This window comes from Roseovarius carneus (assembly GCF_020141465.1).
In the GTDB taxonomy this organism is placed as follows: Bacteria; Pseudomonadota; Alphaproteobacteria; order Rhodobacterales; family Rhodobacteraceae; genus Roseovarius; species Roseovarius carneus.
Genome location: NZ_JAHSPD010000001.1, coordinates 1,918,716 through 1,941,859, shown reverse-complemented (window position 1 = coordinate 1,941,859; position 23,144 = coordinate 1,918,716). Strand labels below are relative to the sequence as shown.

Annotated in this window: 20 protein-coding genes; 13 read left to right on the top strand and 7 right to left on the bottom strand. The window is 62.9% G+C overall.

The features are described from left to right. Position 1 precedes the first annotated feature (1 nt). From KUD11_RS09750 to KUD11_RS09715, 8 genes are all read left to right on the top strand, one after another. A complete protein-coding gene (locus KUD11_RS09750; protein WP_109384868.1) occupies positions 2-1,384 on the top strand; it encodes an acetyl-CoA carboxylase biotin carboxylase subunit in 1,383 nt (460 codons plus the stop codon). After that, complete coding sequence (locus tag KUD11_RS09745) at positions 1,381-2,256, top strand: 5-oxoprolinase subunit B family protein (protein ID WP_109384869.1); 876 nt, start codon at positions 1,381-1,383, stop codon at positions 2,254-2,256. Before KUD11_RS09750 ends, KUD11_RS09745 begins: the two co-directional genes overlap by 4 nt. Further along, a complete protein-coding gene (locus tag KUD11_RS09740; protein WP_109384870.1) occupies positions 2,246-3,214 on the top strand; it encodes a 5-oxoprolinase subunit C family protein in 969 nt (322 codons plus the stop codon). Before KUD11_RS09745 ends, KUD11_RS09740 begins: the two co-directional genes overlap by 11 nt. Positions 3,215-3,400: 186 nt before the next feature. Then, complete coding sequence (locus tag KUD11_RS09735) at positions 3,401-4,429, top strand: hypothetical protein (RefSeq protein ID WP_397545210.1); 1,029 nt, start codon at positions 3,401-3,403, stop codon at positions 4,427-4,429. Beyond that, the gene (locus KUD11_RS09730) at positions 4,426-4,791 is read left to right on the top strand and encodes a hypothetical protein (protein WP_181375272.1); all 366 of its coding nucleotides are present in this window, start codon (positions 4,426-4,428) and stop codon (positions 4,789-4,791) included. The genes KUD11_RS09735 and KUD11_RS09730 overlap by 4 nt, the downstream gene beginning before the upstream one ends. Positions 4,792-4,866: 75 nt before the next feature. Then, a complete protein-coding gene (locus KUD11_RS09725; RefSeq protein WP_109384872.1) occupies positions 4,867-6,144 on the top strand; it encodes an O-acetylhomoserine aminocarboxypropyltransferase/cysteine synthase family protein in 1,278 nt (425 codons plus the stop codon). 201 nt (positions 6,145-6,345) lie between these two features. After that, a complete protein-coding gene (locus KUD11_RS09720; RefSeq protein WP_109384873.1) occupies positions 6,346-9,081 on the top strand; it encodes a hypothetical protein in 2,736 nt (911 codons plus the stop codon). Between the two features lie 265 nt (positions 9,082-9,346). Continuing rightward, positions 9,347-11,245 (top strand): cation:proton antiporter domain-containing protein, encoded by a 1,899-nt coding sequence (locus KUD11_RS09715; protein ID WP_109384874.1) that lies wholly within the window; start codon positions 9,347-9,349, stop codon positions 11,243-11,245. A 6-nt stretch (positions 11,246-11,251) separates the two neighbouring features. Here KUD11_RS09715 and cobT read toward each other — a convergent pair whose 3' ends face one another. Then, positions 11,252-12,262 carry a nicotinate-nucleotide--dimethylbenzimidazole phosphoribosyltransferase gene (cobT, locus tag KUD11_RS09710; protein WP_109384875.1) on the bottom strand — a complete coding sequence of 337 codons (1,011 nt, stop codon included), beginning with the start codon at positions 12,260-12,262 and terminating at the stop codon, positions 11,252-11,254. 78 nt (positions 12,263-12,340) lie between these two features. On the opposite strand from cobT, the gene KUD11_RS09705 reads away from it, so the two are divergent. Further along, positions 12,341-13,093 carry an adenosylcobinamide-GDP ribazoletransferase gene (locus tag KUD11_RS09705; protein WP_109384876.1) on the top strand — a complete coding sequence of 251 codons (753 nt, stop codon included), beginning with the start codon at positions 12,341-12,343 and terminating at the stop codon, positions 13,091-13,093. Between the two features lie 53 nt (positions 13,094-13,146). On the opposite strand, the gene KUD11_RS09700 is transcribed toward KUD11_RS09705, so the two are convergent. The 5 genes from KUD11_RS09700 to KUD11_RS09680 form a co-directional block, all read right to left on the bottom strand. Further along, positions 13,147-13,662 carry a CarD family transcriptional regulator gene (locus KUD11_RS09700; RefSeq protein WP_109384877.1) on the bottom strand — a complete coding sequence of 172 codons (516 nt, stop codon included), beginning with the start codon at positions 13,660-13,662 and terminating at the stop codon, positions 13,147-13,149. A gap of 279 nt (positions 13,663-13,941) precedes the next feature. After that, complete coding sequence (gene fdxA / locus KUD11_RS09695) at positions 13,942-14,280, bottom strand: ferredoxin FdxA (RefSeq protein ID WP_109384879.1); 339 nt, start codon at positions 14,278-14,280, stop codon at positions 13,942-13,944. 51 nt (positions 14,281-14,331) lie between these two features. Continuing rightward, entirely contained in the window at positions 14,332-14,763 is a 432-nt protein-coding gene (locus KUD11_RS09690; RefSeq protein WP_109384880.1) for an RNA-binding S4 domain-containing protein, read from the bottom strand. After that, a complete protein-coding gene (locus tag KUD11_RS09685) occupies positions 14,760-17,681 on the bottom strand; it encodes a helicase-related protein (protein WP_109384881.1) in 2,922 nt (973 codons plus the stop codon). Before KUD11_RS09685 ends, KUD11_RS09690 begins: the two co-directional genes overlap by 4 nt. A 40-nt stretch (positions 17,682-17,721) precedes the next feature. After that, positions 17,722-18,282 carry a tetratricopeptide repeat protein gene (locus tag KUD11_RS09680; RefSeq protein ID WP_224380193.1) on the bottom strand — a complete coding sequence of 187 codons (561 nt, stop codon included), beginning with the start codon at positions 18,280-18,282 and terminating at the stop codon, positions 17,722-17,724. Positions 18,283-18,353: 71 nt separating this feature from the next. Between KUD11_RS09680 and KUD11_RS09675 the strand changes: the two genes are divergently transcribed. Both KUD11_RS09675 and KUD11_RS09670 read left to right on the top strand, forming a co-directional pair. Continuing rightward, entirely contained in the window at positions 18,354-18,644 is a 291-nt protein-coding gene (locus KUD11_RS09675) for an SCP2 sterol-binding domain-containing protein (protein WP_109384882.1), read from the top strand. After that, complete coding sequence (locus tag KUD11_RS09670) at positions 18,644-19,630, top strand: alpha/beta hydrolase (protein WP_318010146.1); 987 nt, start codon at positions 18,644-18,646, stop codon at positions 19,628-19,630. The genes KUD11_RS09675 and KUD11_RS09670 overlap by 1 nt, the downstream gene beginning before the upstream one ends. Here the strand turns inward: KUD11_RS09670 and KUD11_RS09665 are convergent. Further along, entirely contained in the window at positions 19,584-20,414 is an 831-nt protein-coding gene (locus KUD11_RS09665; protein ID WP_109384883.1) for a fumarylacetoacetate hydrolase family protein, read from the bottom strand. The genes KUD11_RS09670 and KUD11_RS09665 overlap by 47 nt on opposite strands. A gap of 76 nt (positions 20,415-20,490) precedes the next feature. Between KUD11_RS09665 and KUD11_RS09660 the strand changes: the two genes are divergently transcribed. Both KUD11_RS09660 and KUD11_RS09655 read left to right on the top strand, forming a co-directional pair. Further along, positions 20,491-21,501 (top strand): ligase-associated DNA damage response exonuclease, encoded by a 1,011-nt coding sequence (locus KUD11_RS09660; RefSeq protein ID WP_109384884.1) that lies wholly within the window; start codon positions 20,491-20,493, stop codon positions 21,499-21,501. Continuing rightward, entirely contained in the window at positions 21,498-23,090 is a 1,593-nt protein-coding gene (locus tag KUD11_RS09655) for an ATP-dependent DNA ligase (protein ID WP_109384885.1), read from the top strand. The genes KUD11_RS09660 and KUD11_RS09655 overlap by 4 nt, the downstream gene beginning before the upstream one ends. Positions 23,091-23,144 lie beyond the last annotated feature (54 nt).

Below are 23,144 nucleotides of genomic sequence, written 5' to 3'. Positions count from 1 at the left end.
GATGCCCATTACGCGCCTTTTCATCGCCAATCGCGGCGAGATCGCCGTGCGGATCATCCGCGCTGCCAAGGGCCTCGGGATCACCACGATCCAAGCCTATTCCGAAGCAGACGCCGATATGCTTGCCGTGCGGATGGCAGACGAAAGCGTCTGCGTCGGTCCGGCCAAGGCGTCGGACTCCTATCTGAACGTAGGTGCGATGGTGAAAGCCGCCAAAGATACAGGTGCCGACGGCGTGCATCCCGGCTACGGCTTTCTCGCCGAAAGCCCGGCCTTTGCCCGCGCCGTGGCCGAGGCAGGCATGGCCTTTGTCGGTCCCACCGCCGACACGATTGAACGGATGGGCGATAAGGTCGCCGCGCGCCAAGCCGCCGAGGCCGCAGGCGTGCCTGTCGTCCCCGGCTCCAAGGGCCGTGTGGATGGCGTGGATGCAGCCGCCGCTGTGGCCGCAGAGGTCGGATACCCCGTTATGATCAAGGCCGCAGCAGGCGGCGGTGGCAAGGGCATCCGCATTGCCACGAATGAGGCAGACCTGCGCAAAATGGCCCCCCAAGCCCAAGCCGAGGCGGCAGCGGCGTTTGGCGATGGTGGCCTCTACCTTGAGCGCGCCGTGCAATCCCCGCGCCATATCGAGGTGCAGATTATGGGCGATGGCACCGACGCTGTGCATTTTTTCGAGCGTGAATGCTCGCTCCAACGCCGCCGTCAGAAGGTTTGGGAAGAAGCAGGTGCTGACTGTCTTGACGAAGGCACCCGCGCGCATCTGTGCGACACCGCCGTGGCGCTGGCCAAGGCCGTGACTTACTGCGGCGCGGGCACGCTGGAATATCTCTATGACCCTGCGACCAAGGAGTTTTTCTTCATAGAGATGAACACCCGCATTCAGGTCGAACACCCCGTGACGGAAATGATCACCGGGGTGGACCTTGTGCAGGAAATGATCCGCGTTTGCGGCGGCGCGAAGCTGAGCATGCAGCAAGACGAGATTACCCGCACCGGCCACGCCATTGAGGTGCGCCTGAACGCCGAAGACCCCCTTATGCAGTTCATGCCATGGCCCGGTGTGGTTGGCGCGCTGAAAATTCCTGAAGGTGACGGCATCCGCTTTGATCACTTCCTCTATGAGGGCTATACGATCCCGCCTTTCTACGATTCTCTGCTGGGCAAGCTGATCGTGCATGGCGCAACCCGCACCGATGCGATTGCCCGGATGGCGGCGGCGCTTGAAGAGCTTGAGATCGGCGGGATCAAGACCACAGCCCCCCTGCACAAGGCGCTGGCGCGCGCCCCCTCTGTGCAGGCCGATGATTTCCACACGCAATGGCTTGAGCCTTGGCTCGATGCCGGTAACCTGACCACTTCGGCAAACGGAGGCCAGACATGAAGACCAGATACACCTATGGCGGCGACGAACATATCTATGTCGAAATGGATGACGAAATGTCGCTCGACGCCTTCTTCAAATCCCTGTCGATGAGCAACGCGGTGCGCGCGGCCAATATCGACGGCGTGACCGAGATTTGCCCGGCCAATGCCTCGTTCCAAGTGCGGTTTGATCCCGATGTGATCGCGCCCGCCGATATGCTGGCCCGCGTGAAGGAGCTGGAAAGCAAGGCCGAGACGGCCGAGAAACGCATGACCACGCGGATCATCGAGATCCCGGTCTTCTACCAAGACCCATGGACCCATGACTGCGTGATGCGCTTTCGCGAGCGGCATCAAGACCCAAGCGGCACCGATCTCGATTATGCCGCGCGCATCAACGGATACGACAGCGCCGAGGCGTTTATCGAGGCGCATCATTCGCAGCCTTGGTTTGTCTCCATGGTGGGCTTCGTCGCGGGCCTGCCCTTCCTCTACCAACTGGTCGAGCGTGAAAAGCAGCTTGAGGTACCCAAATATCTCAGCCCCCGCACCGATACACCCAAACAGACCGTGGGCTATGGCGGGTGCTTCTCTTGCGTCTATTCTGTGCGTGGCGCAGGCGGTTATCAGATGTTCGGCATCACGCCGATGCCCATCTATGACCCCGAAGAAAAGCTGAATTACCTCAAGGATTTCATGGTCTTCTTCAAGCCCGGCGACATCGTGAAATGGAAGCCCATCGACCGGGCCGAGTATGACGCCATCCTCAAACAGGTTGAGGAGAACACCTATGTGCCCCGCATCGCCGAGGTCGATTTCGACCTTGAGGCGTTCAACGCCGATATGGCCGGGACCAACGCCAAGCTGATGGAGGCCCTCAATGACGCTTAAGATCAAAAACCCCGGCCTTGCCACCTCCATTCAGGATCTGGGCCGCCCCGGATATTTCCACCTTGGCATCCCGATGGGGGGTGCTATGGACCGCTTCGCGCTGCGCTGCGCCAACATGCTGGTTGGCAACCCCGAAGATGCGGCCTGTCTTGAGGCCGTGTTCATGGGCCCTGAGATCGAGTTTACTCAGGATGCTGTGGTCGCCGTCACGGGCGCGCATCTGCCGCCCAAAGTGGACGCAGAACCGCGCGACTGCTGGACAAGTTTCGAAGTCAAGAAGGGCCAAACTCTGAGCTTTGAGTTCCTCAAGGCGGGTGCGCGGGCCTATATCGCCGTATCGGGCGGCATCGACACACCCCCCGCGCTTGGCAGCCGCTCGACCTATCCCATCGGCGCGCTTGGCGGCGTTGAGGGCCGCGCGATTGCGGCGGGTGACGATCTGCCCATCGGTGCGGGCAAGGGCAAAGCCGGGCGCAGCGTGCCCGAGACGCTGCGCCGTGGCCCCGCAACGCCTGCCGCCCTGCGCGTGCTGCCCGGTCTCTATTGGGACCGGCTGACCGAGAAAGCGCAAAACGCGTTCTTCGACGATGACTGGAAGGTCGCGCCCGAAGCGGACCGCATGGGCTACCGCTTCCGCGGGGGCCGCAAGCTGGAATTCGTGGAGCGCGAACAGCCCTTTGGCGCGGGCGCGGACCCGTCCAACATCGTGGATGGCTGTTATTCCTACGGCTCCATCCAGGTGCCCGGCGGGACCGAGCCTATCGTGCTGCACCGCGATGCGGTCTCGGGCGGCGGTTACTTCACCCTCGGTGCGATCATCTCCGCCGATATGGACCTGATCGGACAGCTTCAGCCACACACGCCGGTAAAGTTCATGCGGGTGGACATGGACGGTGCCGCCGCCGCCCGCAAAGCGCGCAAGGACATGCTGGCCGAGGTGCGCGCGGCCCTTAGCTAAGCGCGGCTCCAGATACGAAAAAGGGCGCTTTGGGTATTCCCGAAGCGCCCTTATTTTTTGTGGCGCTCCCCCACTGCACCAGATCTGCTCAAACAGATCCAACCTCACCCCTTGATACAGCCAAACCATGGCGGAAAATCGACAGGTTTTTTTACCTCGCGCGGTGGTGCCAAGCCCTCTATGCTGATGCAAAACAAGACGGCAGAGCAGGACCGGACAGGCATGACACGAAGCGCGGATTTCAATATTGCCATCGTCGCCCAAGGCGGGCGGCTGCAATATGAGGCGATCCTTTTTTGCGCCTCGCTGCGCGAGATGAGCCCGCTTTGGCAAGGCCGCCTTTTTATCGCAGAGCCTCAGCCCGGCCCAAAATGGGATGGCGATCCGCGTATCCGGGGCGAGGACACACGCGCGCTTCTGGCAGAGCTTGGAGCCGAGATCCTGCCCTTCGAGAACCGCCATTTCGGCCAGAAATATCCCTATGGCAACAAGATCGAGATGCTGAACGCCCTGCCCGAGGGAGAGCCTTTCGTCTTCTTCGACACCGACACGCTGATCACCGGCGAGCTTTCGGATGTGCCGTTTGATTTCGACCGCCCCTCCGCCTCGCTGCGCCGCGAGGGCACATGGCCCAAGCCCGAGCTTTATGGCCCCGGCTATGCGGGCATTTGGAAATCGCTCTATGACAAATTCGGGCTGGATTTTAAAAGCTCGCTCGACCTTTCTGAACCCGATGAATTCTGGCGTCGCTATCTCTATTTCAACGCAGGGTTCTTCTATTACAAATGCCCCCACGCGTTCGGCGCGCTCTTTCTAGAATACGCCAATGCGATCCGTGATGATCCGCCCGATACGCTGGTCTGCCAAGAGCTTGATCCGTGGCTCGATCAAGTGGCACTTCCCTTGGTGATCCATGCGCTTGGCGGCGGGCGCGATACCCTGCCCGAGGGCTGGCTGGATGGGGCGACCACTTGCCATTACCGCCTGCTTCCGCTGCTTTATGCCCGCGAAAGCGATCATGTTGTGGAGGTGCTGCACCATGTCTGCGGGCCAAATCGCATCAAGCGCGTGGTCAAGGAATACGACCCGATCAAACGGATGGTCTACCAGAGACGCGGCATGAAAGTCCGCGATATGTTCGATCAGGATAACCTGCCCCGCAGAGAGCAGGCGATCCGCAATCAGATCAAGCGCAACGGGTTTTGGATGCGGTGAGCGGCGGTCTTGTGCAGATTGCGCGCGCGGGATCATCGCTAGAGGCGAGCCTAACCATCGCGGCCCTTGAGGGTGCGGGCTTTTCGCCCTCCGCGCCGGGGTTTCACACAGTCCACACACTGCCCTATCTCAGCACTGCGTTGGGCGGCATCCCAATCCGTGTGCCGGCCCATGAAGCGCCCGAGGCGCTGGCCTTCCTGCGCGCTTTGCCCAGCCACACAAGCGCCGTGCCCACGGTCCGCCCCGGCCCCGCTGGCTGGCTCAAACGCGCGCTTTTAAGCGTGGCCTATCTGCTCACGGGCCGCGCGCCGCATAACCACAGCGCCCCCCTGCAAAAGCCGCCGAAAGACCCCGACGCTTGAGCGCCCGCCGCTGGACGCCGCCGCAGCAATGGCGTAATTACAGCGACAACATTCATCACGGGAGAGAGGCATCTCATGGCCTACGGTTTCGACACATTGCAAATTCACGCGGGCGCACGACCCGATCCGGCAACCGGCGCGCGTCAGGTGCCGATCTATCAGACCACGGCCTATGTCTTCCGCGACGCAGAGCACGCAGCGGCCCTCTTCAACCTTCAAGAGGTGGGCTACATCTACTCGCGCCTGACCAACCCAACCGTGGCGGCCCTGCAAGAACGTGTCGCGACCCTTGAAGGCGGTTCGGGCGCGGTTTGCTGTTCGTCGGGGCACGCGGCGCAGATCATGGCGCTTTTCCCGATCATGGAGCCGGGCCGCAATGTCGTGGTCTCCACGCGCCTTTATGGCGGGTCAGTCACGCAGTTCAGCCAGACGATCAAGCGCTTCGGCTGGTCCGCGAAATTCGTCGATATCGACGATATGGACGCGATCAAAGCGGCCATTGACGACGACACCCGCGCAGTTTTCTGCGAATCCATCGCCAATCCGGGCGGCCATATCGCCGATCTGCGCGCCGTGGCCGATGTGGCCGATGCGGCGGGCATTCCGCTGATCGTGGATAACACCACGGCCACGCCCTATCTCTGCCGTCCGATCGAGCATGGCGCGACCCTCGTGGTGCATTCCATGACCAAATACCTCACCGGCAATGGCACCGTCACGGGCGGGGTCGTGGTCGATAGCGGCACGTTCGATTGGTCAGCATCCAACAAGTTTCCGTCGCTCAGCGCGCCCGAGCCTGCCTATCACGGCCTCAAATTCCACGAGACCTTCGGCCCGCTCGCCTTCACGTTCCATGGCATCGCCATCGGTTTGCGCGATCTGGGGATGACGCTGAACCCCCAAGCGGCGCATTACACGCTGATGGGAATTGAGACGCTGAGCCTGCGGATGCAGCGCCATGTGGAAAACGCCACGGTGATCTCCGAATGGCTCGAAAAACACGACCGCGTGGCGGCTGTCACCTATGCGGGTCTCAAAAGCTCGCCCTATCATGATCGGGTCAAAACGGTCTGCCCACGCGGGGCCAGCGGCCTCTTCACGATTGAGCTTAAGGGCGGCTACGACTCTTGTGTGAAATTCGTGGACGCGCTGGAGCTGTTCTCGCATGTGGCCAATCTGGGCGACACGCGCAGCCTCGTGATCCACTCGGCCTCCACCACTCACCGGCAGCTCACGGCGGAGCAACAAGTGGCCGCAGGTGCCGGGCCGGGCGTTGTGCGCATCTCCATCGGGACCGAGGATGCAGACGATCTCATCGCCGATCTCGATCAGGCCCTGACCAAAGCGGGCTAAACCACATGGAGCCGGGGCAGGTCACCCACCGCCCCGGCCTCTTTGGCGCGCTGAACGCGCCAAATGCCCCAGTCCAATCACGCGACACGTTTCCGCCCGCACGGCCCGCGCGGGCTTTCCCTCGGCAATAACCTGCTGTAACCTTACGCAATGATGGGCGAAGGGTCCAAAACCCGGCCAGACACTGCTAGATCGTTTGAGATGAAACCAAATTTCGCGCTCACCCTTTCGTTCGAGGGCATCAGCCTGCTCCAACGGGCTTTCCCTGGCTGGACCAATCTGGGCGAGGTGTCTCTGGCGAGCGCGGATCTCATGGGCGATCTGGCCCGCTTGCGCGCCAAGGCGCCAGGCGGTGCAACCGTGAAACTGGTCCTGCCCAATGACCAGATCAAATTCATCACACTGCCCGCGCCAGACGGCGATCCAGAAGAGGCCGCCCGAACTGCGCTGACAGGGGCCACACCTTACGAGGTGGACGATCTGTCCTATGATTTTGCGGTCTCGGACGGGCAGATGCATATCGCCGCCGTGGCGCGCGAAACACTGGCCGAGGCCGAGGCCTTTGCTGCGGAGTACGGCTTTACCCCGCTGTGTTTTGTGGCCATGCCCGAAGATGGCACCTTCACGGGCGAGCCTTTTTTCGGCCCCACCGCCCATGCGCGCAGCCGCCTCGCACCGGGTGAGAGCATCCAGCGTGACAGCGCGCCCATCAGAATAATCAGCGCACCAGCAACGCCCAAACCTGTCCCCGCACCGCTGCCAAAGACCGCCCTCGATGAAGATGCGTCAGCCACGGATGAGGCCGCGACCACGGCAAATCCAGACCTCGATCTGAAACCTGAGCCTGAGTTTGATTCAACGCCTGCGCCTGAGCCGCAACCGGATGCCACAAAGCCAAAAGACGCGCCCAAGGACAAACCCAGCGCGCCAGCAAGCGGCTTTGCCACCATCCGCGCCGCCCGGACCGAGACGCCAGAGGGCCCCGCGCCCAAACTCAGCGGCGCGTCCCGCCTGACCACGCTCGACGGCACAGAAATCCCAAAGGCGGCCCCCTCTGTCACGCCGCCCAAGGTTGACGCCAAGCCATCCGCCGAAGCAGGCACCAAATCAGGCGCGCAGGTCACCGATGAGGGCCTCGACATCCCGGCTCCCTCCGTGCCCAGCCCCGCACCGCATGCGGACCCCGCGCTCGACACGCCCGCTATCGCCGCTGCCGCAGCCTCGCTGATCCCCGATCCGGAAACGCGGCTGGTGATACCTGAGGCGGACCTCGCCCCGCCCCCTCTCAAAACCGGTTCGTTCTTCTCGCGCCGCCGGCCCAAAGATGCGCCCAAAGCCGAGGCCGACGCGACTCCGGAGGAAAAAGACGCGCTGCGCAAGCGCCGCGCCCGCGAGAAAGAGCGCATGACCATCTTTGGCGCACGCGGACACGAAGTGGGCGGCAAACCGCGGTTTCTGGGCCTGATCCTCACGGCGGTTCTCCTGCTCTTTTTAGTCGGGGTCGCTGCGTGGGCCTCGGTCTTCCTTGATGATGGGCTTGCGCGCCTGTTTGGTGGGCCGAAAGATATCAAGGTCTCCGAGGTCTCAGCTGGGGATGAAACGCCCGAGATCATCCCGCTGCCTTCCAGCACGGGCGAAGATCTGGCCGCCTTGGAGCCCGAGCCCCCCGGATCAGAAGACATCGCCCCATTGCCCGAGATCACGCCCCTGCCTGACCTGCCCGAAGCCCTCTCACCCAGCGAGGCGCTCGCGCGCTACGCCGCAACGGGCATCTGGCAGATGGCCCCCAATCCACCCAGCGGCGATGGGCCGGCAATCGGCACCACGGATGTCTATGAGGCCGCAACAGACCCCGGGTTGCGCCTGCCTGAGGCGTCTCGCCTCATCAGCCCACCAGTGCGCGAAATGCCTGTGGCCGCCCAGTTTGATCCGCCACCCGCAGGGGTGCTTTTCGAATTCGATTCGCGTGGATTTATCCGCGCCGTACAAGACGGCATCGTCAGCCCCGAAGGCATTCGCCTTGTGGCCGGCAGACCAGCCCTTCTGCCGCCCGAAGGGTTCTTCGACCGCTTGCCCGCTGCGCCAGAGCCCGAGGCGACGGTTACAGAAGCCGCCCTGACGCCCGCAGACGAGGCAGAGCCCGACGCAACGGCACCTGAGACAGCGCAGGCCGAGGCGCCCGAAGTCGATCCCGCCGCAGATGTCACCGCAGATGTTACCGCAGACCCTGCTCTTGCCGGGTTGCGCCCGCGTGCTCGCCCCGAAGGCCTCGCGCCCGAAGATGGGGCCGCCGCCGAGATCGAGACCCAAACCGAGACAGCGGCCCTGTCAGAGACCGATGCGGTCCTTGCCGCGCTGCGCCCGCGTGCGCGTCCCGCAGAGATCGCAGCCGCCGCAAGTGCGGTAGAAGCCGCACCTGAGCAAAATGCCAGCGCCGCCACCTTGCGCAGCGATGACAGCCCTGCGACGCCGCTGATTGATCAAGACGCCCTCAACCGTGCGCTGACCGATGCGGCGCAAGCGGCCCCCGTTGATCCGTCTCTCTTTGAAAATCCAACGGCACAGGCGGTCAGCGCCTCCCTCACGCCAAACACCCGCCCCTCGGATTTCGCCAGCACGGTCGAGCGCATTCAGGAGCAAACCGCAGCGACCCCCGTGCCCGTGGCGCAGGTTCTCACACCATCGCTCCCATCGCGCGCCTCCGTCGCACGGGAAGCCACGCAGAAAAACGCGATCAACCTGCGCAAGATTAACCTCATCGGCGTCTACGGCTCCCCCAACAGCCGCCGCGCCCTCGTCCGATTGGGCAATGGGCGGTATAAAAAGGTGCAGGTCGGCGACAGGCTCGATGGGGGTCAGGTGGCCGCTATCGGCGACAGCGAACTGCGCTATGTCAAACGCGGGCGCAACCTGACCCTGCAAATGCCACAAAGCTAAAGCGTTTCACCTTAAACTTGAGACACTCAATCGAGGCGAAACGCGCGGAACGCTCAAATGATGTGCGCGTTTCACGAAAACCAGTGGTTCAGGTTTTTCGCGAAACGCTTTAAGTTCCCCAGAGGGCTTGCGAGCCGCGTTCAGGGCCCATTGCCTCAATTGCCGCTATAGCGCATTGCACAGCCCGACACGCTCGGTAAGGTGGTGCGGCTGGCCCTACAGCGCTTTTGCGGTAGCGGTTGCGCACATTGGCGAAAGGCGGGGCATGGAAGGCTTCCTCTATCAGGCGTCCATCTATCTCGCGGCGGCGGTGATTGCCGTGCCCATTGCCGCACGTCTCGGGCTTGGCTCCGTGCTGGGCTATCTCGCGGCAGGCATCCTGATCGGGCCGGTGATTGGCCTTGTGGGAAATGAGACGGCCGAGCTGCAACATTTCGCCGAATTTGGCGTGGTGATGATGCTCTTCATCATCGGGCTGGAGCTTGAGCCACGCGCGCTTTGGGACATGCGCCACAGGCTGTTGGGCCTTGGCGGGCTTCAGATCGTGCTGACCACGCTGGCGGTGATGGGGGCTGCCATGGCGCTGGGACAGGTCTGGAGCGTGGCGCTTGCCATCGGCCTCATCATGGCGTTGTCATCCACCGCCATCGTGCTGCAAACCCTGTCGGAAAAGGGGCTGATGCAGACCAAAGGCGGGCGCTCGTCCTTCTCGGTGCTGCTGACCCAAGATATTGCCGTGATCCCCATGCTCGCCCTGCTGCCGCTTCTGGCGCTGCAAAAGACGCCCGAGGATGTGCTCTCCGGTGTGCTTGAACAGGCGGCGGGTGCAGGCCATGGCGGCGCGCATCACGCGGCGAACTATTCGCTTGTCGCGGGCCTTCCCGGCTGGGCGGTCACCCTGGTCACTCTGGGCGCTGTGGCGGCCATTATCCTCACAGGCATCTACCTCACACGGCCCGTCTTTCGCTATATCCACGCCGCCCGCCTGCGCGAGATGTATACGGCGCTGGCGCTGCTCATTGTCGTGGCCATCTCCTTCGTGATGTATCTGGTAAGCCAGTCTCCGGCGCTCGGCGCCTTCCTTGCGGGTGTGGTGCTGGCCAACAGCGAATTTCGCCACGAGCTTGAATCCGACATTGCCCCTTTCAAAGGCCTGCTCTTGGGCCTTTTCTTCATCACCGTAGGCGCAGGGATCAATTTCGATATCCTCTTCACGGCGCCCATGATGATCCTTGCGTTGACCCTGTCGATGATGCTGCTCAAGGGCGGTATCCTCTACGTGCTCGGGCGCATCTTTGGCCTCAAGGGGCGCGCGCAATGGCTCTTCACGCTCAGCCTCGCGCAGGCGGGGGAGTTCGGCTTCGTGTTGATCTCCTTTTCGTTGTCGCAAAACGCGATCCCGCGCGAACTTTCCGAAATCCTACTTCTGATCGTGGCACTCTCGATGCTGATCACACCGCTTTTGTTCATCTCCTATGACGTCCTGTCGCGCAGGATGGAGGAGGCAACACCCGATCACGCGTTTGACGAGGTGGACGACCAAGGCCCGGTGATCGTCGTCGGCATTGGCCGCTTCGGGCAGATCGTGAACCGCTTGGTGCGCTCTGCGGGGTTCAAGACCGTGGTGCTCGACCATGATTTGGAGGCGATCCAGCGGATGCGCCGCTTTGGTGTCAAAGGCTTCTTCGGCGACCCCACCCGCCCCGATATGCTCAACGCCGCAGGGCTTGCAGCCGCGCGCGTGCTTGTCGTCGCCATCGACGATCCGGATGCCTCGGTCCGCCTGATCAAGTTCGCGCGGCGCGAGCGGCCGGACCTGCATATCGTGGCGCGCGCGCGCGATCGCACCCATGTGTTCCGCCTTTATCAGGCAGGAGCGAATGACATCGTGCGCGAGATGTTTGACGCATCCTTGCGCGCCGGACGCTATGTGCTTGAGAATGTTGGGCTGACAGAGTTTGAGGCGTCCGAGCTGGAAGACACGTTCTATCGCCATGACCGCCATTCGGTGCGCGAGCTGGCGGCTCTTTGGGACCCCGAGAAACCCACCGTGGAGAATGCGGCCTATATTGCCCGCGCCAAGGAGTTGGAGCAGGAATTGGAGACCATGCTTTTGTCACAGCTTGAAGTGACCACGGCGGAGAGTAAGAAATCCAACGGGTAGACACGGTTAGCCGCCGCTGACTGCGGCTTCTTCAAATGTGGCCATACCGTTGTGACACGCGAGTGCCGCGCGCAAAAGGCCTATGGCGACCGCCCCCCCCGATGCCTCACCAAGCCGCATATCGAGCGCCATAAGAGGCGTTTTTCCAATCCGCTCCAGCAGACATGCGTGCCCGCCTTCGGCGCTTACATGCGCCGCCATGCAGTGATCGAGCGCGCCCGGTTTAGCCGCCTCCAGACAGGCCGCGGCAGCGGTGCAGATGAACCCGTCCAGAAGCACCGGAATTCTCAAGCGCCGCGCCTGCAAAATTGCCCCGGCCATCGCGGCAAGCTCCCGCCCGCCGACAGCGCCCAGAATGCGCAGGCCCTGCGCCCCCACGTGACGTGCCGCACCTGCGCGCACCACAGCCGCCTTGAGCGCAAGGCCCACATCATCCACGCCCGTGCCACGGCCAACCCAATCGCTCGCCGCACCGCCGTAAAGCAGATGCGCAATCGCGGCGGCACTCGTCGTGTTACCAATCCCCATCTCGCCCACGACCAGCAGATCAGCCTCGCCCGAGACCGCCTTCGCCCCTTCGTTCAGCGCCGTCAGAAGCTCCGCATCGTCCATCGCAGGGCCGGTGGTGAAATCCTGCGTGGGCCGGTCAAGATCAAGCGCCTGCACGTCCAGCCGCGCGCCTTGAAGCTTGGCCAGTTGATTGATCGCCGCACCGCCCGCGTTGAAATTAGCGACCATCTGTGCGGTCACCTCGGGCGGGAATGCAGACACACCTTGCGCGGTAATCCCGTGGTTTCCTGCAAAAACAATGATTTGCGGCGCGTGCATCTTAGCGCGCGCATCGCCACGCCAGCCGCAATACCACACGGCCAGCACCTCCAATTGCCCCAAGGAACCGGGTGGCTTGGTCAGGCTTTGCGTGCGCGCCTGTGCACCCGCCCACGCCACCGCATCCGGGCCAGTTTGCGCGTCCAGTGCCGCCTCCACCTCTGTCAGATTTTGCCAAACCATTCGCATGTCACCCCCGTTGCACCCAACCCCTGCCGTGATGTATCGCAAAGGGACCTGCCGCGTGCAGCAGAAAAAGGGCCCAATATGGCGAAAAACGACACGAGCTTCGATCCCGCCGATGTGCTGGCGGCGCTGCAATTGCTCACGCGCTTGCCGATTCCCGGCGCGCATATGCGCGGTGCGGCGGCGGCCTGGGCCTATCCGCTCGCTGGGGCCGTGGTCGGTGCGCTTGGGGGCGTCGCCGGGGTGCTGGCGCTCTGGCTTGGGCTGCCTGCGGCGCTGGCGGCGCTGATCGCGCTGGCGGCGCAGGTGATCGTGACCGGCGCGCTGCATGAGGACGGGCTGGCCGATTGCGCCGACGGGTTCTGGGGCGGCTGGACGCGGGAGCGGCGGCTGGAAATTATGAAAGACAGCCAGATCGGCAGCTACGGTGTCATTGCTCTGGTGCTGTCGCTGGCGGCGCGCGGCGGTGCGTTATGGCTGCTTTTTGAGGCCGGACCGGGCACAGCCATGGCCGCGATGGTGGCGGTTGGCATGGTGTCGCGCAGCGTGATGCCCGCACTGATGTGGGCGCTGCCCCATGCGCGGGCAAGCGGCCTTTCGGCCTCGGTCGGAGCCGCGCCGAAAGGGGCCGTGATCGCGGCGGCGGGCCTCGCGACCCTTGGGGCGCTGGCGCTATTGGGGCCAAGCGCTCTGGGCGTTTTGATCGGGGCGGGTCTTGCGGCGCTCGGGCTCTCGCTTATCGCGCGCGCCAAGATCTCAGGGCAAACCGGAGATGTCCTGGGGGCCGCACAACAGGTGGCGGAGGTCACAGCGCTCCTGATCTTAATCACATGAAAAAGGCCGCATCCCAAAGGGATACGGCCAATTCTTAATCCGTCACCTTACCTTCAGGCGGCAGCAACCCGCGAGATCAAAACATCGCCCACCTGCTTGGCAGCCTGCACTTCGTCATCGCCGCTCACAGCCGCCACTTCACGGGTCAACCGCTCAAGTGCGGCCTCATAAAGCTGCCGCTCGGAGTAGCTTTGCTCGCGCTGATCATCGGTGCGGTGCAGGTCGCGAACCACCTCCGCGATTGAGATCAGATCACCCGAGTTGATCTTCTGCTCATATTCCTGCGCCCGGCGCGACCACATGGCCTTCTTGGCCTTTGCCTTGCCCTTGAGCGTGGTCATGGCGCGCGACACGGTGTCAGGGCTCGACAATGTGCGCATCCCGATCTCGGTGGCCTTATGCGTCGGCACGCGCAGGGTCATCTTGTCCTTCTCAAACGAAATCACAAAAAGCTCCAGCTCGATCCCCGCAATCTCCTGCGTCTCGACGGAAACGATCTTGCCCACGCCATGCGCAGGGTAGACCACGAAATCATTGGGACGAAACTCGGACTTCTTGGACTTGCTCATTCATGTCATCCTTACTTGGCCGCCCCGCTTCTGCATGTCCTCCCACCCCCGAAAGGGTGCGGTGGACAGATTGCATCGGCGCAAAGAAATCCATCCCCCAAGCGGCAGCGTGGGTAAATGGATATCAAGCAGCACATTACATTTGATGAACACCATAGCACAAAAAAGCGCCCCCCGAAAGAGAGCGCTCATCAGACGTAGCGTTTCGCCTTTAAATCAAAGCTCCGAACCAAGGGGCGAGCCACCCCACCCCCCGCGAATCAGACTGAACGGTTCAGATCATCCGCCCTCGCCGGGGGTTTCAGAGAAATACTTCTCCATCTTGCCGTCTTCGCCATCACGGTCGGCGGCCTCAGGAAGCTCGTCCTTCTTGGTGATGATCACCGGCCACATCTCGGAATATTTGCGGTTGAACTCGACCCATTTCTCCATGTCCGGCTCTGTATCCGGGCGGATCGCATCGGCGGGGCATTCCGGTTCGCAGACACCGCAATCAATGCACTCATCCGGGTGGATGACCAACATATTCTCGCCCTCATAGAAACAATCGACCGGGCACACCTCGACACAATCGGTGTATTTGCAGGCGATGCAGTTGTCAGTGACGATATAGGTCATGGGCGTCTCTCAGATGCGGCGTTTGGGGGCGTGGTAAATCAAGCCATACCATCAATCAAGAGAAGCTCGATGATTGAGGTCAAGTTTGCGCCTGTCGCGACCTGTGGGGCGTCCTTTTCCCTCAAATTTGGGGGTATGTGGAACAGGGTCGCGCGGTGTGGCGGGATCAGGCGGGGGCGAGAGATCAGTATAGAGGGTCTGTGCCTCGGGGGCGGGGCCACGCCGTGTGCCAATGGCCTCCACACGGATCACGCGGATGATGCGCGCCTGAGCAAATGTCAGGACATCGCCTGCGCGCACGGTGCTGGCCGGTTTGGAAATGCGCGTAGAGTTCACCCGCACATGCCCGCCTGACACCACTTTGGCGGCCAATGCGCGGGTCTTGAAGAAGCGCGCCTGCCATAACCACTTGTCAATGCGGAGCTTTTCCGCACCGCCCTCGGTGGTGTCGCGGGTCGCATCCCTCGTGGTATCTCCGTTCACTCCTTGCCCTTAAGCCCCATCAGCGCGGCGGCGAAGGGATTGTCAGGGTCGATCTTGCCCGATTTAGCAGGAGCTGCGGCATAGGTTTTGGGGCCTTGGTCACGCTGTGGCTTGCCCTTGCCCTTTTGCGGCTTGCGCCCGCCCTTGCGGTCACCATCGCGGCCCTCGCCACGCGGCTTGCCCCGGCCTTCGCCGGGCTTTGCGTCGCCCCGCGCCTGCGGCGCGCCTGCGTCGCGGCGGCGCTGCTGATTGCCCCGCCCGGCCCATGTGAATGTATAGAATGTCTCAATCTCAGGCTCTGGCTTGGCCTCGACGCGCTCCACAGCCTCGTCCGGGGTCGTGCCCGGCAGAAGATCACCATCCGCTGTCTCAGGCACCGCTGGCGCGTCCTCTGCCGCTTGCGGCTCGGTGGCCACAGAGGCCACAGGGGCCACGCCTTCATCAGGAATTGCACCCTCAGGTGCATTATCAGCCACCACTTCGGCACCCGCCTCCGCAATCGCCGCGTCCACAGGCACAGCCTCCGGCGCAGCCGTCGCGGCCTTCACCTTGGGCCGTTCGCCAGGCTCGGCCTTGTAGCCCAGCCCGCCCATCAGATCGGCAAACTGCACAAGCGTCATGCCCGTGATCGACAGCATGTCAGGATCGGCCTCAAACCCGCCACGGCTGTCCTTGGCGCGCAGCATGTCTGCCAAACGCTCCAGCATATCAATGCGGATCGCGCGGGCACCCGCAGCCCGGTAGCCCGCCATGGTATAATAGCCCTGTGGCACCTGCACCGCAGGCACGGTCACCAGACCGGGGGGAGGAGATTCGGGGAACTCGTCGAGGTCATTATAGAGCGACCAAAGCACCAGCCGCAGCCGCGTCGGTGCGGGCTTCAACAAGAGCGGCATGAAGATCGTGAACTGCCCGAACCGGATGCCATGCTTGCGCAAAGCACCCCGCGCGTCCTGATCAAGCGCCTTCACATCATCGGCAATCTCGCCGCGCGGGATAAGCCCGAGCGCCTCAACCATGCGAAACCCAAAGCCGCGCGCGAGACCCGTCAGCGCCTCGTCCCGGCTGATCGCGAGAAGCGGCTCAAAAAGTGTCGCGATCTTGCGATCGATGAAATGTTGCAAGCGCCGCTCGACCTTTTGCAGCACGTCCGCGCCCGCTGCCTCATCGACAAACGCCTTGATTTGCGGCTTCAAAGGGTCTGCGCCCTTGACCAGACGGCCCACCGCATCGGTGCCCCACATGAGGCCCCCCTGCTCGGTGAAATCAATCTCCGTGTCGGGCGCGTTGTAGAACCTGTCGGCGCGCAGATGGAAATGAGGGGCCAGTGCTTGCAGGCTCGCCTGGCTGAGCGCCTTGGCCTCTGGCCCGCTGGCGGATTTATCCTGCGCAAAGCGGAACCCGTCCAAACGGCCGACGAATTCGCCCTCGACCGTCACATCACCTGTCTCATTCACATCTGCCACGATGGCTTCCTTCTGCTTGAGCCGGCGCAAGAGCACGGAGGTGCGCCGATCCACAAATCTTTGGGTCAGCGCTCCATGCAATGCGTCTGACAATCGGTCTTCTACAGCGCGCGTGGCGTCTCGCCAATGGCTTTCATCCTCGACCCAGCCCTTGCGCTGCGCCACATAGGTCCATGTGCGGATATACGCCAACCTTTTGGAAAGCGTGTCGATATCCCCATCGGTGCGGTCAATCCGACGAATTTGCCGCGCGAGCCACTCATCCGGGATCGTGCCACGTTCGTGCATATCCAGAAAAATCGTCTCCAAAAGCCCCGCATGTTCGGCCTGGCTGATGCCGCGAAAATCAGGGATGCGGCACACGTCCCAAAGAAGCTTGACCGACGCGCCATTCGTGGCGCGGTCCCGCACATCCGGGGCCTCAGAGAGGCTGCGTAGCGCATTGAGGTCATCCGCCTCTCGGGCGCGTGCCAAAAGCTCGTGCTCCGGCTTGGCCTCCAGCGACTTTATGAGGGCCGCGACCGAGCCCATCTGAAGCGCAGCACTGCGCCATTCAAGTTTGCGGATGGGCGCAAAGCGGTGGTCCATGATGGCGCGGGCCATATCCTCGGGCAGGTCCGGCGCCTCGCCTGTCACGCCAAACGTGCCGTTCGACATGCCCCGTCCGGCGCGCCCGGCGATCTGGCCCAGCTCATTGGGCATGAGCGCCCGCATACGGCGTCCGTCGAATTTGGCCAGCGCCGAGAAGGCCACATGGTTAATGTCGAGATTGAGACCCATCCCGATGGCATCCGTGGCCACGAGGTAATCCACCTCACCGTTTTGATAGAGATCGACCTGCGCATTGCGTGTGCGCGGGCTGAGAGCGCCCATCACAACCGCCGCACCGCCCTTCTGGCGACGTAATAGCTCGGCAATCGCATATACATTCTCAACCGAAAATCCGACGATTGCCGTGCGTGGCGGCAGCTTACTTATCTTTTTCGGACCTGAATAGGTCAACTGGCTCATTCGGGAGCGCGGGATGAATTCCACCTCTGGCACAAGCTCTGCGATCACGCTGCGCATGGCGGCAGCCCCCAGAAACTGCGTCTCGCGCAGGCCGCGCATCCGCAAAAGCCGGTCGGTAAAGACATGGCCGCGCTCAGGGTCGGCACAGAGCTGAATCTCGTCGATGGCCACAAAATCCGCGCCCATCCCCTCGGGCATCGCCTCTACCGTGCAGACCCAGTATTTGGCCCGTGGCGGCACGATCCTCTCCTCGCCCGTGACCAAAGCCACGACGGACGGCCCGCGAATCGCGACGATCTTGTCGTAGACCTCGCGCGCCAAAAGGCGCAGCGGCAGGCCGATCACCCCGGTGGGATAGCCCAGCATCCGTTCAATCGCATAATGCGTCTTGCCGGTGTTGGTGGGGCCCAGAACCGCGAGGGTTCTTGACGGCTGTGCCATGGCGTGGGCCTTTTTTAGGTTGGGGTGGTGGATGTGCCGATCAGAGATCAGAGCCGCGAAGATCCTCGTCCAGACGGCTCAGCGTCTCTGATATGTCGTCGAAATGCGGATGTATAGCCGCAACGCGCTGATAGGCCTCGCGCGCAAGCTCGGGCTGCTCCACCTGCTCCAGCACCGCCCCGAGCGAATAGATCGCAGCAAAATTGCGTGGATCAAGACCAAGAGACCGCTCAAGATCGGCCAAGGCGAGGCCCGGCATCCCGGCGCGGGCAAAGACGACCGAGCGCATATGCCAGCCTTCGGCGAAATCCGGCGCATGATCCGTCAGAGCGGTGAAATGCCCGATGGCGCCGCGCATATCGCCCGCCTCCATCGCATCACGTCCACGTTTGACCAGCAAATCCATCGAGGGCGAGCCTGTCTTGCGCAATTCATGGCGGATTTCCTCGCCGATGCGGCGCGCATCCTGCGCCTCTGCGCCCTTAAGTTGACCGTATAACAGATCAAGCCGCGCCTCCTCGGCCCCGCCGGGCGCAGAAAAGAGGGCAAGCAGCAGAGTTGCCGCAACGATGTTCTGGAAAAAGGGCCTATATATGCTCATAACACCAATCAGTTTAGCGTAGAGCGCCGGAAAGCAAACCCCCCGGCGCTTCAATTCTCAAGGAGGCAGATATGAGCGAGACACTGGATCAGGCCGTCGCGGCCCTGAACGGCAAGATGGCGGGCAAGGATTTTGACGGCACAGCCAAGTTCCACATCACCGGCGAAGGCTCTGTTGTGATCGACAACTCCGGCGCGCGCGCCAGCGAAGAGGACACGGACGTGACCCTCACCGCCGATGCCGACACGTTCCAATCCATCATGGAAGGCGATCTGGACCCGACCGCCGCCTTCATGTCCGGTAAGCTGGCCGTGGATGGCGATATGGGCATGGCGATGAAGCTGGGCAGCGTTCTGGGCTGATGCTGGAGCCTGCGCCCTTCTACGCGGATGTGGCCGACCCGCCGCCCGGCGGGGCCGCCTATTGGGTGCGTGCGGGTGATGGCGTGCGCCTGCGCCTGGGCGCGTTTCCCAAAGAAGGCGCGCAGGGCACAGTGTTCATATTTCCGGGCCGCACGGAATATATCGAGAAATACGCCTTTGCCGCCAAGGCCCTGGCCGCGCGGGGCTTTGCATCGATCATCATCGACTGGCGCGGACAGGGGCTGTCGGATCGGCTCGCGCCCGACCCAATGCTGGGCCATGTGAGTTTCTTCTCGGATTATCAACGCGATGTAACGGCTGCGCTCGCCGCTGCTGAGGCGCTTGACCTGCCCCGCCCATGGCATCTTCTGGCTCATTCCATGGGGGGTTGCATCGGCCTGCGCGCCGTGATGACGGGGATGGATGTCGCCACTTGCGCCTTCTCTGGCCCGATGTGGGGCATCCAGATGAAGGATATCCTGCGCCCCGTCGCATGGTCGCTGGGCTGGAGCAGCCGCCGCATCGGCCTCGGGGCACTGTATGCGCCCGGCCAGAAGGGTGTGAATTACGTCCAGACTGAGCCGTTCGAGACCAACAGGTTGACCAATGATCCGCCGATGTATCAGGCGATGATCGACCAGACCGCGCGCTACCCCGAGCTGGCACTTGGCGGGCCGAGCATCAGGTGGCTGCATGAGGCGCTTTACGAGTGCAGGGCACTGGCCCGTCTGCCCTCACCCGATATTCCCTGCGTGACCGTGGCGGGCAGCGGCGAAGATATCGTCGATGTGCCACGGATACTCGATCGGATGGACCGCTGGCCAGGCAGCCATCTGGAAATGGTTGGCGGGGGGCTGCATGAGCCGTTGATGGATACGCCCACCATGCGGACATATCTCTTTGATATGATTGCCGATCTCTACAACAACCAGCGCGCGCCTAGCCGTCGCGGCCAACCACCTGCCGCTGCCGCCCAAGCCGGCTGATCCCAAGCTCCATCACATCACCCTCGCGCAGGAACTGCTGAGGGCGCATCCCCATCCCGACCCCCGCAGGCGTGCCCGTGGCGATCACATCGCCCGGGTTGAGGCTCATGAAATGGCTCACATAGCTGATGATATGGGCCACGCCAAAGATCATCCTGGACGTATGGCCCCGCTGCACTGCCGCGCCATTCAGATCAAGTGTGAGGTCCAGATCCTGAGGATCACCCACCTCATCAGGGGTCACAAGCCACGGACCCATCGGCCCGAACGTGTCGGCGCATTTGCCCTTGGTCCACTGCCCACCGCGCTCGATCTGAAATGCGCGCTCGGACACATCGTTGATGATCATATAGCCCGCCACATGATCCAAGGCCTTAGCCTCGCTCACATATTTTGCGCGCTTTCCGATCACCACACCAAGCTCCACCTCCCAATCGCCCTTCTCCGACCCGCGCGGCAACAGCACATCATCATAGGGGCCAACGATCGAGGATGTGGCCTTCATGAAAAGGATCGGCTCCTTCGGCGGATCCATCCCCGCCTCCGCCGCATGATCCGAATAATTGAGCCCAATCCCAACCAGCTTACCCACCTGCCCCACGGGCGGCCCCAAGCGCGGGTTGCCCTCAACACCCGGCAGGCCCTGCGGGTCCACATCCGGCAGCGCGGCCAGAACATCGCCCGCCAGATCATCCACCACGCCCGACAGATCCCGCAGTCCCCCCGCGCTGTCCAAAACTCCGGGACGCTCCGCCCCCACCTCGCCAAATCTCACAAACCGCATCGACCCCTCCCTCTTTGATTTTACCTTAGCCACTGCACACAACACCGCAAGGCTGGCGCATCGCGGCGCGTGGCTTATGTTCCGACCCATGGTTCTGGAATTCAAACCCCAAGGCATCTACTGCCCCGCTGGCGATTTTTTCATTGATCCGTGGTCCCCGGTGGACCGCGCCTTGATCACACACGGCCATGCAGACCACGCCCGCGAAGGGCACAACCGCTATCTCGCCACGGATATCGCGGCCCCGGTGATGCGCCACCGCCTCGGGGATATCACCCTTGATACCATGCCTTACGGCGAGGTGCGCGAAATTGGCGGCGCGCGCGTCTCGTTCCATCCGGCGGGCCACATTCCCGGCTCCGCCCAGATCCGCGTTGAAGTAGGTGGCGAGGTCTGGGTCGTGTCGGGCGACTATAAGACCACGCCAGACCGGCTCAGCACCCCGTTTGAGCCTGTGCGCTGCCATAGCTTCATCACCGAATGCACGTTTGGTTTGCCGGTCTTCACTTGGCCCTCCGAGGAGGAGACAGCCGCCGAGATCAACGCATGGTGGGCGGCCAATGCGGCGACGGGCACATATTCGCTCCTCGGGGCCTATTCGCTGGGCAAGGCGCAGCGGCTCTTGTCGCTCCTCGATCCAGCCATCGCGCCCATCCTCACCCACGGCGCGGTTGAGGCCACGAACGCCATCCTGCGCGGTCAGGGCCTGCACCTGCCGGACACGACCCATGTCACCCCCGAGCTTGACCCCAAGACCCATCCCGGCGCGCTGATCCTCGCCCCACCCGGCGTATTGGCGGGCAATTGGGCGCGCCGTTTCCGCCCGGCCTCGACCGGATTTGCCAGCGGATGGATGCGCCTGCGCGGGGTCCGGCGGCGGCGCAGCGTGGACCGTGGGTTTGTGATGTCCGACCACGCCGACTGGGCCGGGCTGAACGAAGCGATTAAATCTACAGGCGCTGAAAACATATACCCTACGCATGGTTACACCGATATCTTCGCGCGATGGCTGAGCGATCAGGGCTATAATGCACAGCCCGTTCCAACCGAGTTCACTGGCGAGATGCTTGAGGAAGACGGCGCATGAAAGCCTTCACCGATCTCTATACAGCCGTGGATCAGACCACCAAGACAACGGCCAAGATCAAGGCCCTCGCGGCCTATTTCAACACCGCCCCCGACACCGATAAACTCTGGACCATCGCGCTCTTTTCCGGTCGCCGCCCCAAGCGGGCCATCACCACCACAAAGCTGCGCATCTGGGCCGCCGAGCGGGCGGGCATCCCCCTGTGGCTCTTTGAAGAAAGCTACCCCATCGTTGGTGATCTGGCCGAAACCATCGCCCTCACCCTGCCGCCCAATACGCGCACCCATGACACCAGCCTGACCGAATGGATCGAGACACTTCGCGCGCTGGATCATGCCGATGAGGACGCGCGCAAAGCCGCCGTTCTGGACGCATGGGACCAAATGGGCGCGGCGGAGCGGCTGGTCTTTAACAAGCTGCTGACCGGGGGTTTTCGCGTGGGTATCTCACGCAAGCTGATGACCCGCGCCCTCGCTCAGGCCACAGGGCAGGACGAGGCCGCTTTGGCGCATCGCCTCATGGGCGACTGGACGCCGGAGACGACGACATACCACGCTCTGATCGAGGCACAGGATGCCGCCGCATCCCTCTCGCGGCCCTACCCGTTCTGTCTTGCCTACGGGCTTGAGGGCGCGCCAGAGGCCCTTGGGGACCCGGCAGAGTGGCGCGCCGAGTGGAAATGGGACGGCATCCGCGGGCAACTCATTCTGCGCGGGGGAGAACATTTCGTCTGGTCGCGCGGCGAAGACCTGATGACCGACCGCTTCCCCGAGTTGGCCCGCGCCCGCGATTTCCTTCCCGACGGCACCGTGATCGACGCAGAGATCGTCGCATGGAACGGCACAGCCCCCCTGCCCTTCAATGACCTGCAAAAGCGTATCGGGCGCAAGTCTGTGCCGAAAAAGCTGCTCAAGGACGCGCCGGTGATCCTACTCGCCTATGATCTCCTGGAGGAAAGCGGCGAAGACCTGCGCGCGCTTGCGTTCACCACCCGCCGCGCGCGTCTCGACACCCTCCTCGGCGCGCTGCCAGACACGGCCCCCCTGCGCGCCTCACCGCTCATCCCCTTCACAACATGGGAGGATCTCGCCGATATCCGCGCCAAAGCGCGCGACAATCGCGCCGAGGGCCTGATGATCAAGTCCGCCGCTGGCCCCTATCACGCGGGCCGCAAGAAGGGCGATTGGTGGAAATGGAAGCTCGATCCGCTGACCATCGACGCGGTGATGATCTATGCCCAGCAAGGCCACGGGCGGCGCGCCAACCTCTTCACCGACTTCACCTTTGCCGTGCGCCACGGCAACGATCTCGTGCCCTTCACCAAGGCCTATTCCGGCCTCACCGATGCCGAATTTCGCCAGATCACCGCTTGGGTGCGCAAAAATACACTCCAGCGCTTCGGTCCCGTCCGGCAGGTGCGCGCAGAGCATGTGTTCGAGATCGCCTTTGAGGGCATCCACACCTCACCGCGTCACAAATCCGGCGTCGCTCTGCGGTTTCCGCGCATGAAGCGCTGGCGCCACGACAAGCCGCTGGAGGAGGCCAACACGCTCGACGATTTGAACGCGATGCTGGCGCAATACGGCTGAGCCGCATGCCCTCAAAGACCCCCGCACGAAAGCCGGGCCTTGAGCCTTACCCGC

Bases quoted from the DNA above. Each gene is read 5' to 3' on its own strand.
- KUD11_RS09750 (WP_109384868.1), top strand. From the start codon at position 2: ATGCCCATTACGCGCCTTTTCATCGCCAATCGCGGCGAGATCGCCGTG.
- KUD11_RS09745 (WP_109384869.1), top strand. From the start codon at position 1,381: ATGAAGACCAGATACACCTATGGCGGCGACGAACATATCTATGTCGAA.
- KUD11_RS09740 (WP_109384870.1), top strand. From the start codon at position 2,246: ATGACGCTTAAGATCAAAAACCCCGGCCTTGCCACCTCCATTCAGGAT.
- KUD11_RS09735 (WP_397545210.1), top strand. From the start codon at position 3,401: ATGCAAAACAAGACGGCAGAGCAGGACCGGACAGGCATGACACGAAGC.
- KUD11_RS09725 (WP_109384872.1), top strand. From the start codon at position 4,867: ATGGCCTACGGTTTCGACACATTGCAAATTCACGCGGGCGCACGACCC.
- KUD11_RS09720 (WP_109384873.1), top strand. From the start codon at position 6,346: ATGAAACCAAATTTCGCGCTCACCCTTTCGTTCGAGGGCATCAGCCTG.
- KUD11_RS09715 (WP_109384874.1), top strand. From the start codon at position 9,347: ATGGAAGGCTTCCTCTATCAGGCGTCCATCTATCTCGCGGCGGCGGTG.
- cobT (WP_109384875.1), bottom strand. From the start codon at position 12,262: ATGCGAATGGTTTGGCAAAATCTGACAGAGGTGGAGGCGGCACTGGAC.
- KUD11_RS09705 (WP_109384876.1), top strand. From the start codon at position 12,341: ATGGCGAAAAACGACACGAGCTTCGATCCCGCCGATGTGCTGGCGGCG.
- KUD11_RS09700 (WP_109384877.1), bottom strand. From the start codon at position 13,662: ATGAGCAAGTCCAAGAAGTCCGAGTTTCGTCCCAATGATTTCGTGGTC.
- fdxA (WP_109384879.1), bottom strand. From the start codon at position 14,280: ATGACCTATATCGTCACTGACAACTGCATCGCCTGCAAATACACCGAT.
- KUD11_RS09685 (WP_109384881.1), bottom strand. From the start codon at position 17,681: ATGGCACAGCCGTCAAGAACCCTCGCGGTTCTGGGCCCCACCAACACC.
- KUD11_RS09680 (WP_224380193.1), bottom strand. From the start codon at position 18,282: ATGAGCATATATAGGCCCTTTTTCCAGAACATCGTTGCGGCAACTCTG.
- KUD11_RS09675 (WP_109384882.1), top strand. From the start codon at position 18,354: ATGAGCGAGACACTGGATCAGGCCGTCGCGGCCCTGAACGGCAAGATG.
- KUD11_RS09670 (WP_318010146.1), top strand. From the start codon at position 18,644: ATGCTGGAGCCTGCGCCCTTCTACGCGGATGTGGCCGACCCGCCGCCC.
- KUD11_RS09665 (WP_109384883.1), bottom strand. From the start codon at position 20,414: ATGCGGTTTGTGAGATTTGGCGAGGTGGGGGCGGAGCGTCCCGGAGTT.
- KUD11_RS09660 (WP_109384884.1), top strand. From the start codon at position 20,491: ATGTTCCGACCCATGGTTCTGGAATTCAAACCCCAAGGCATCTACTGC.
- KUD11_RS09655 (WP_109384885.1), top strand. From the start codon at position 21,498: ATGAAAGCCTTCACCGATCTCTATACAGCCGTGGATCAGACCACCAAG.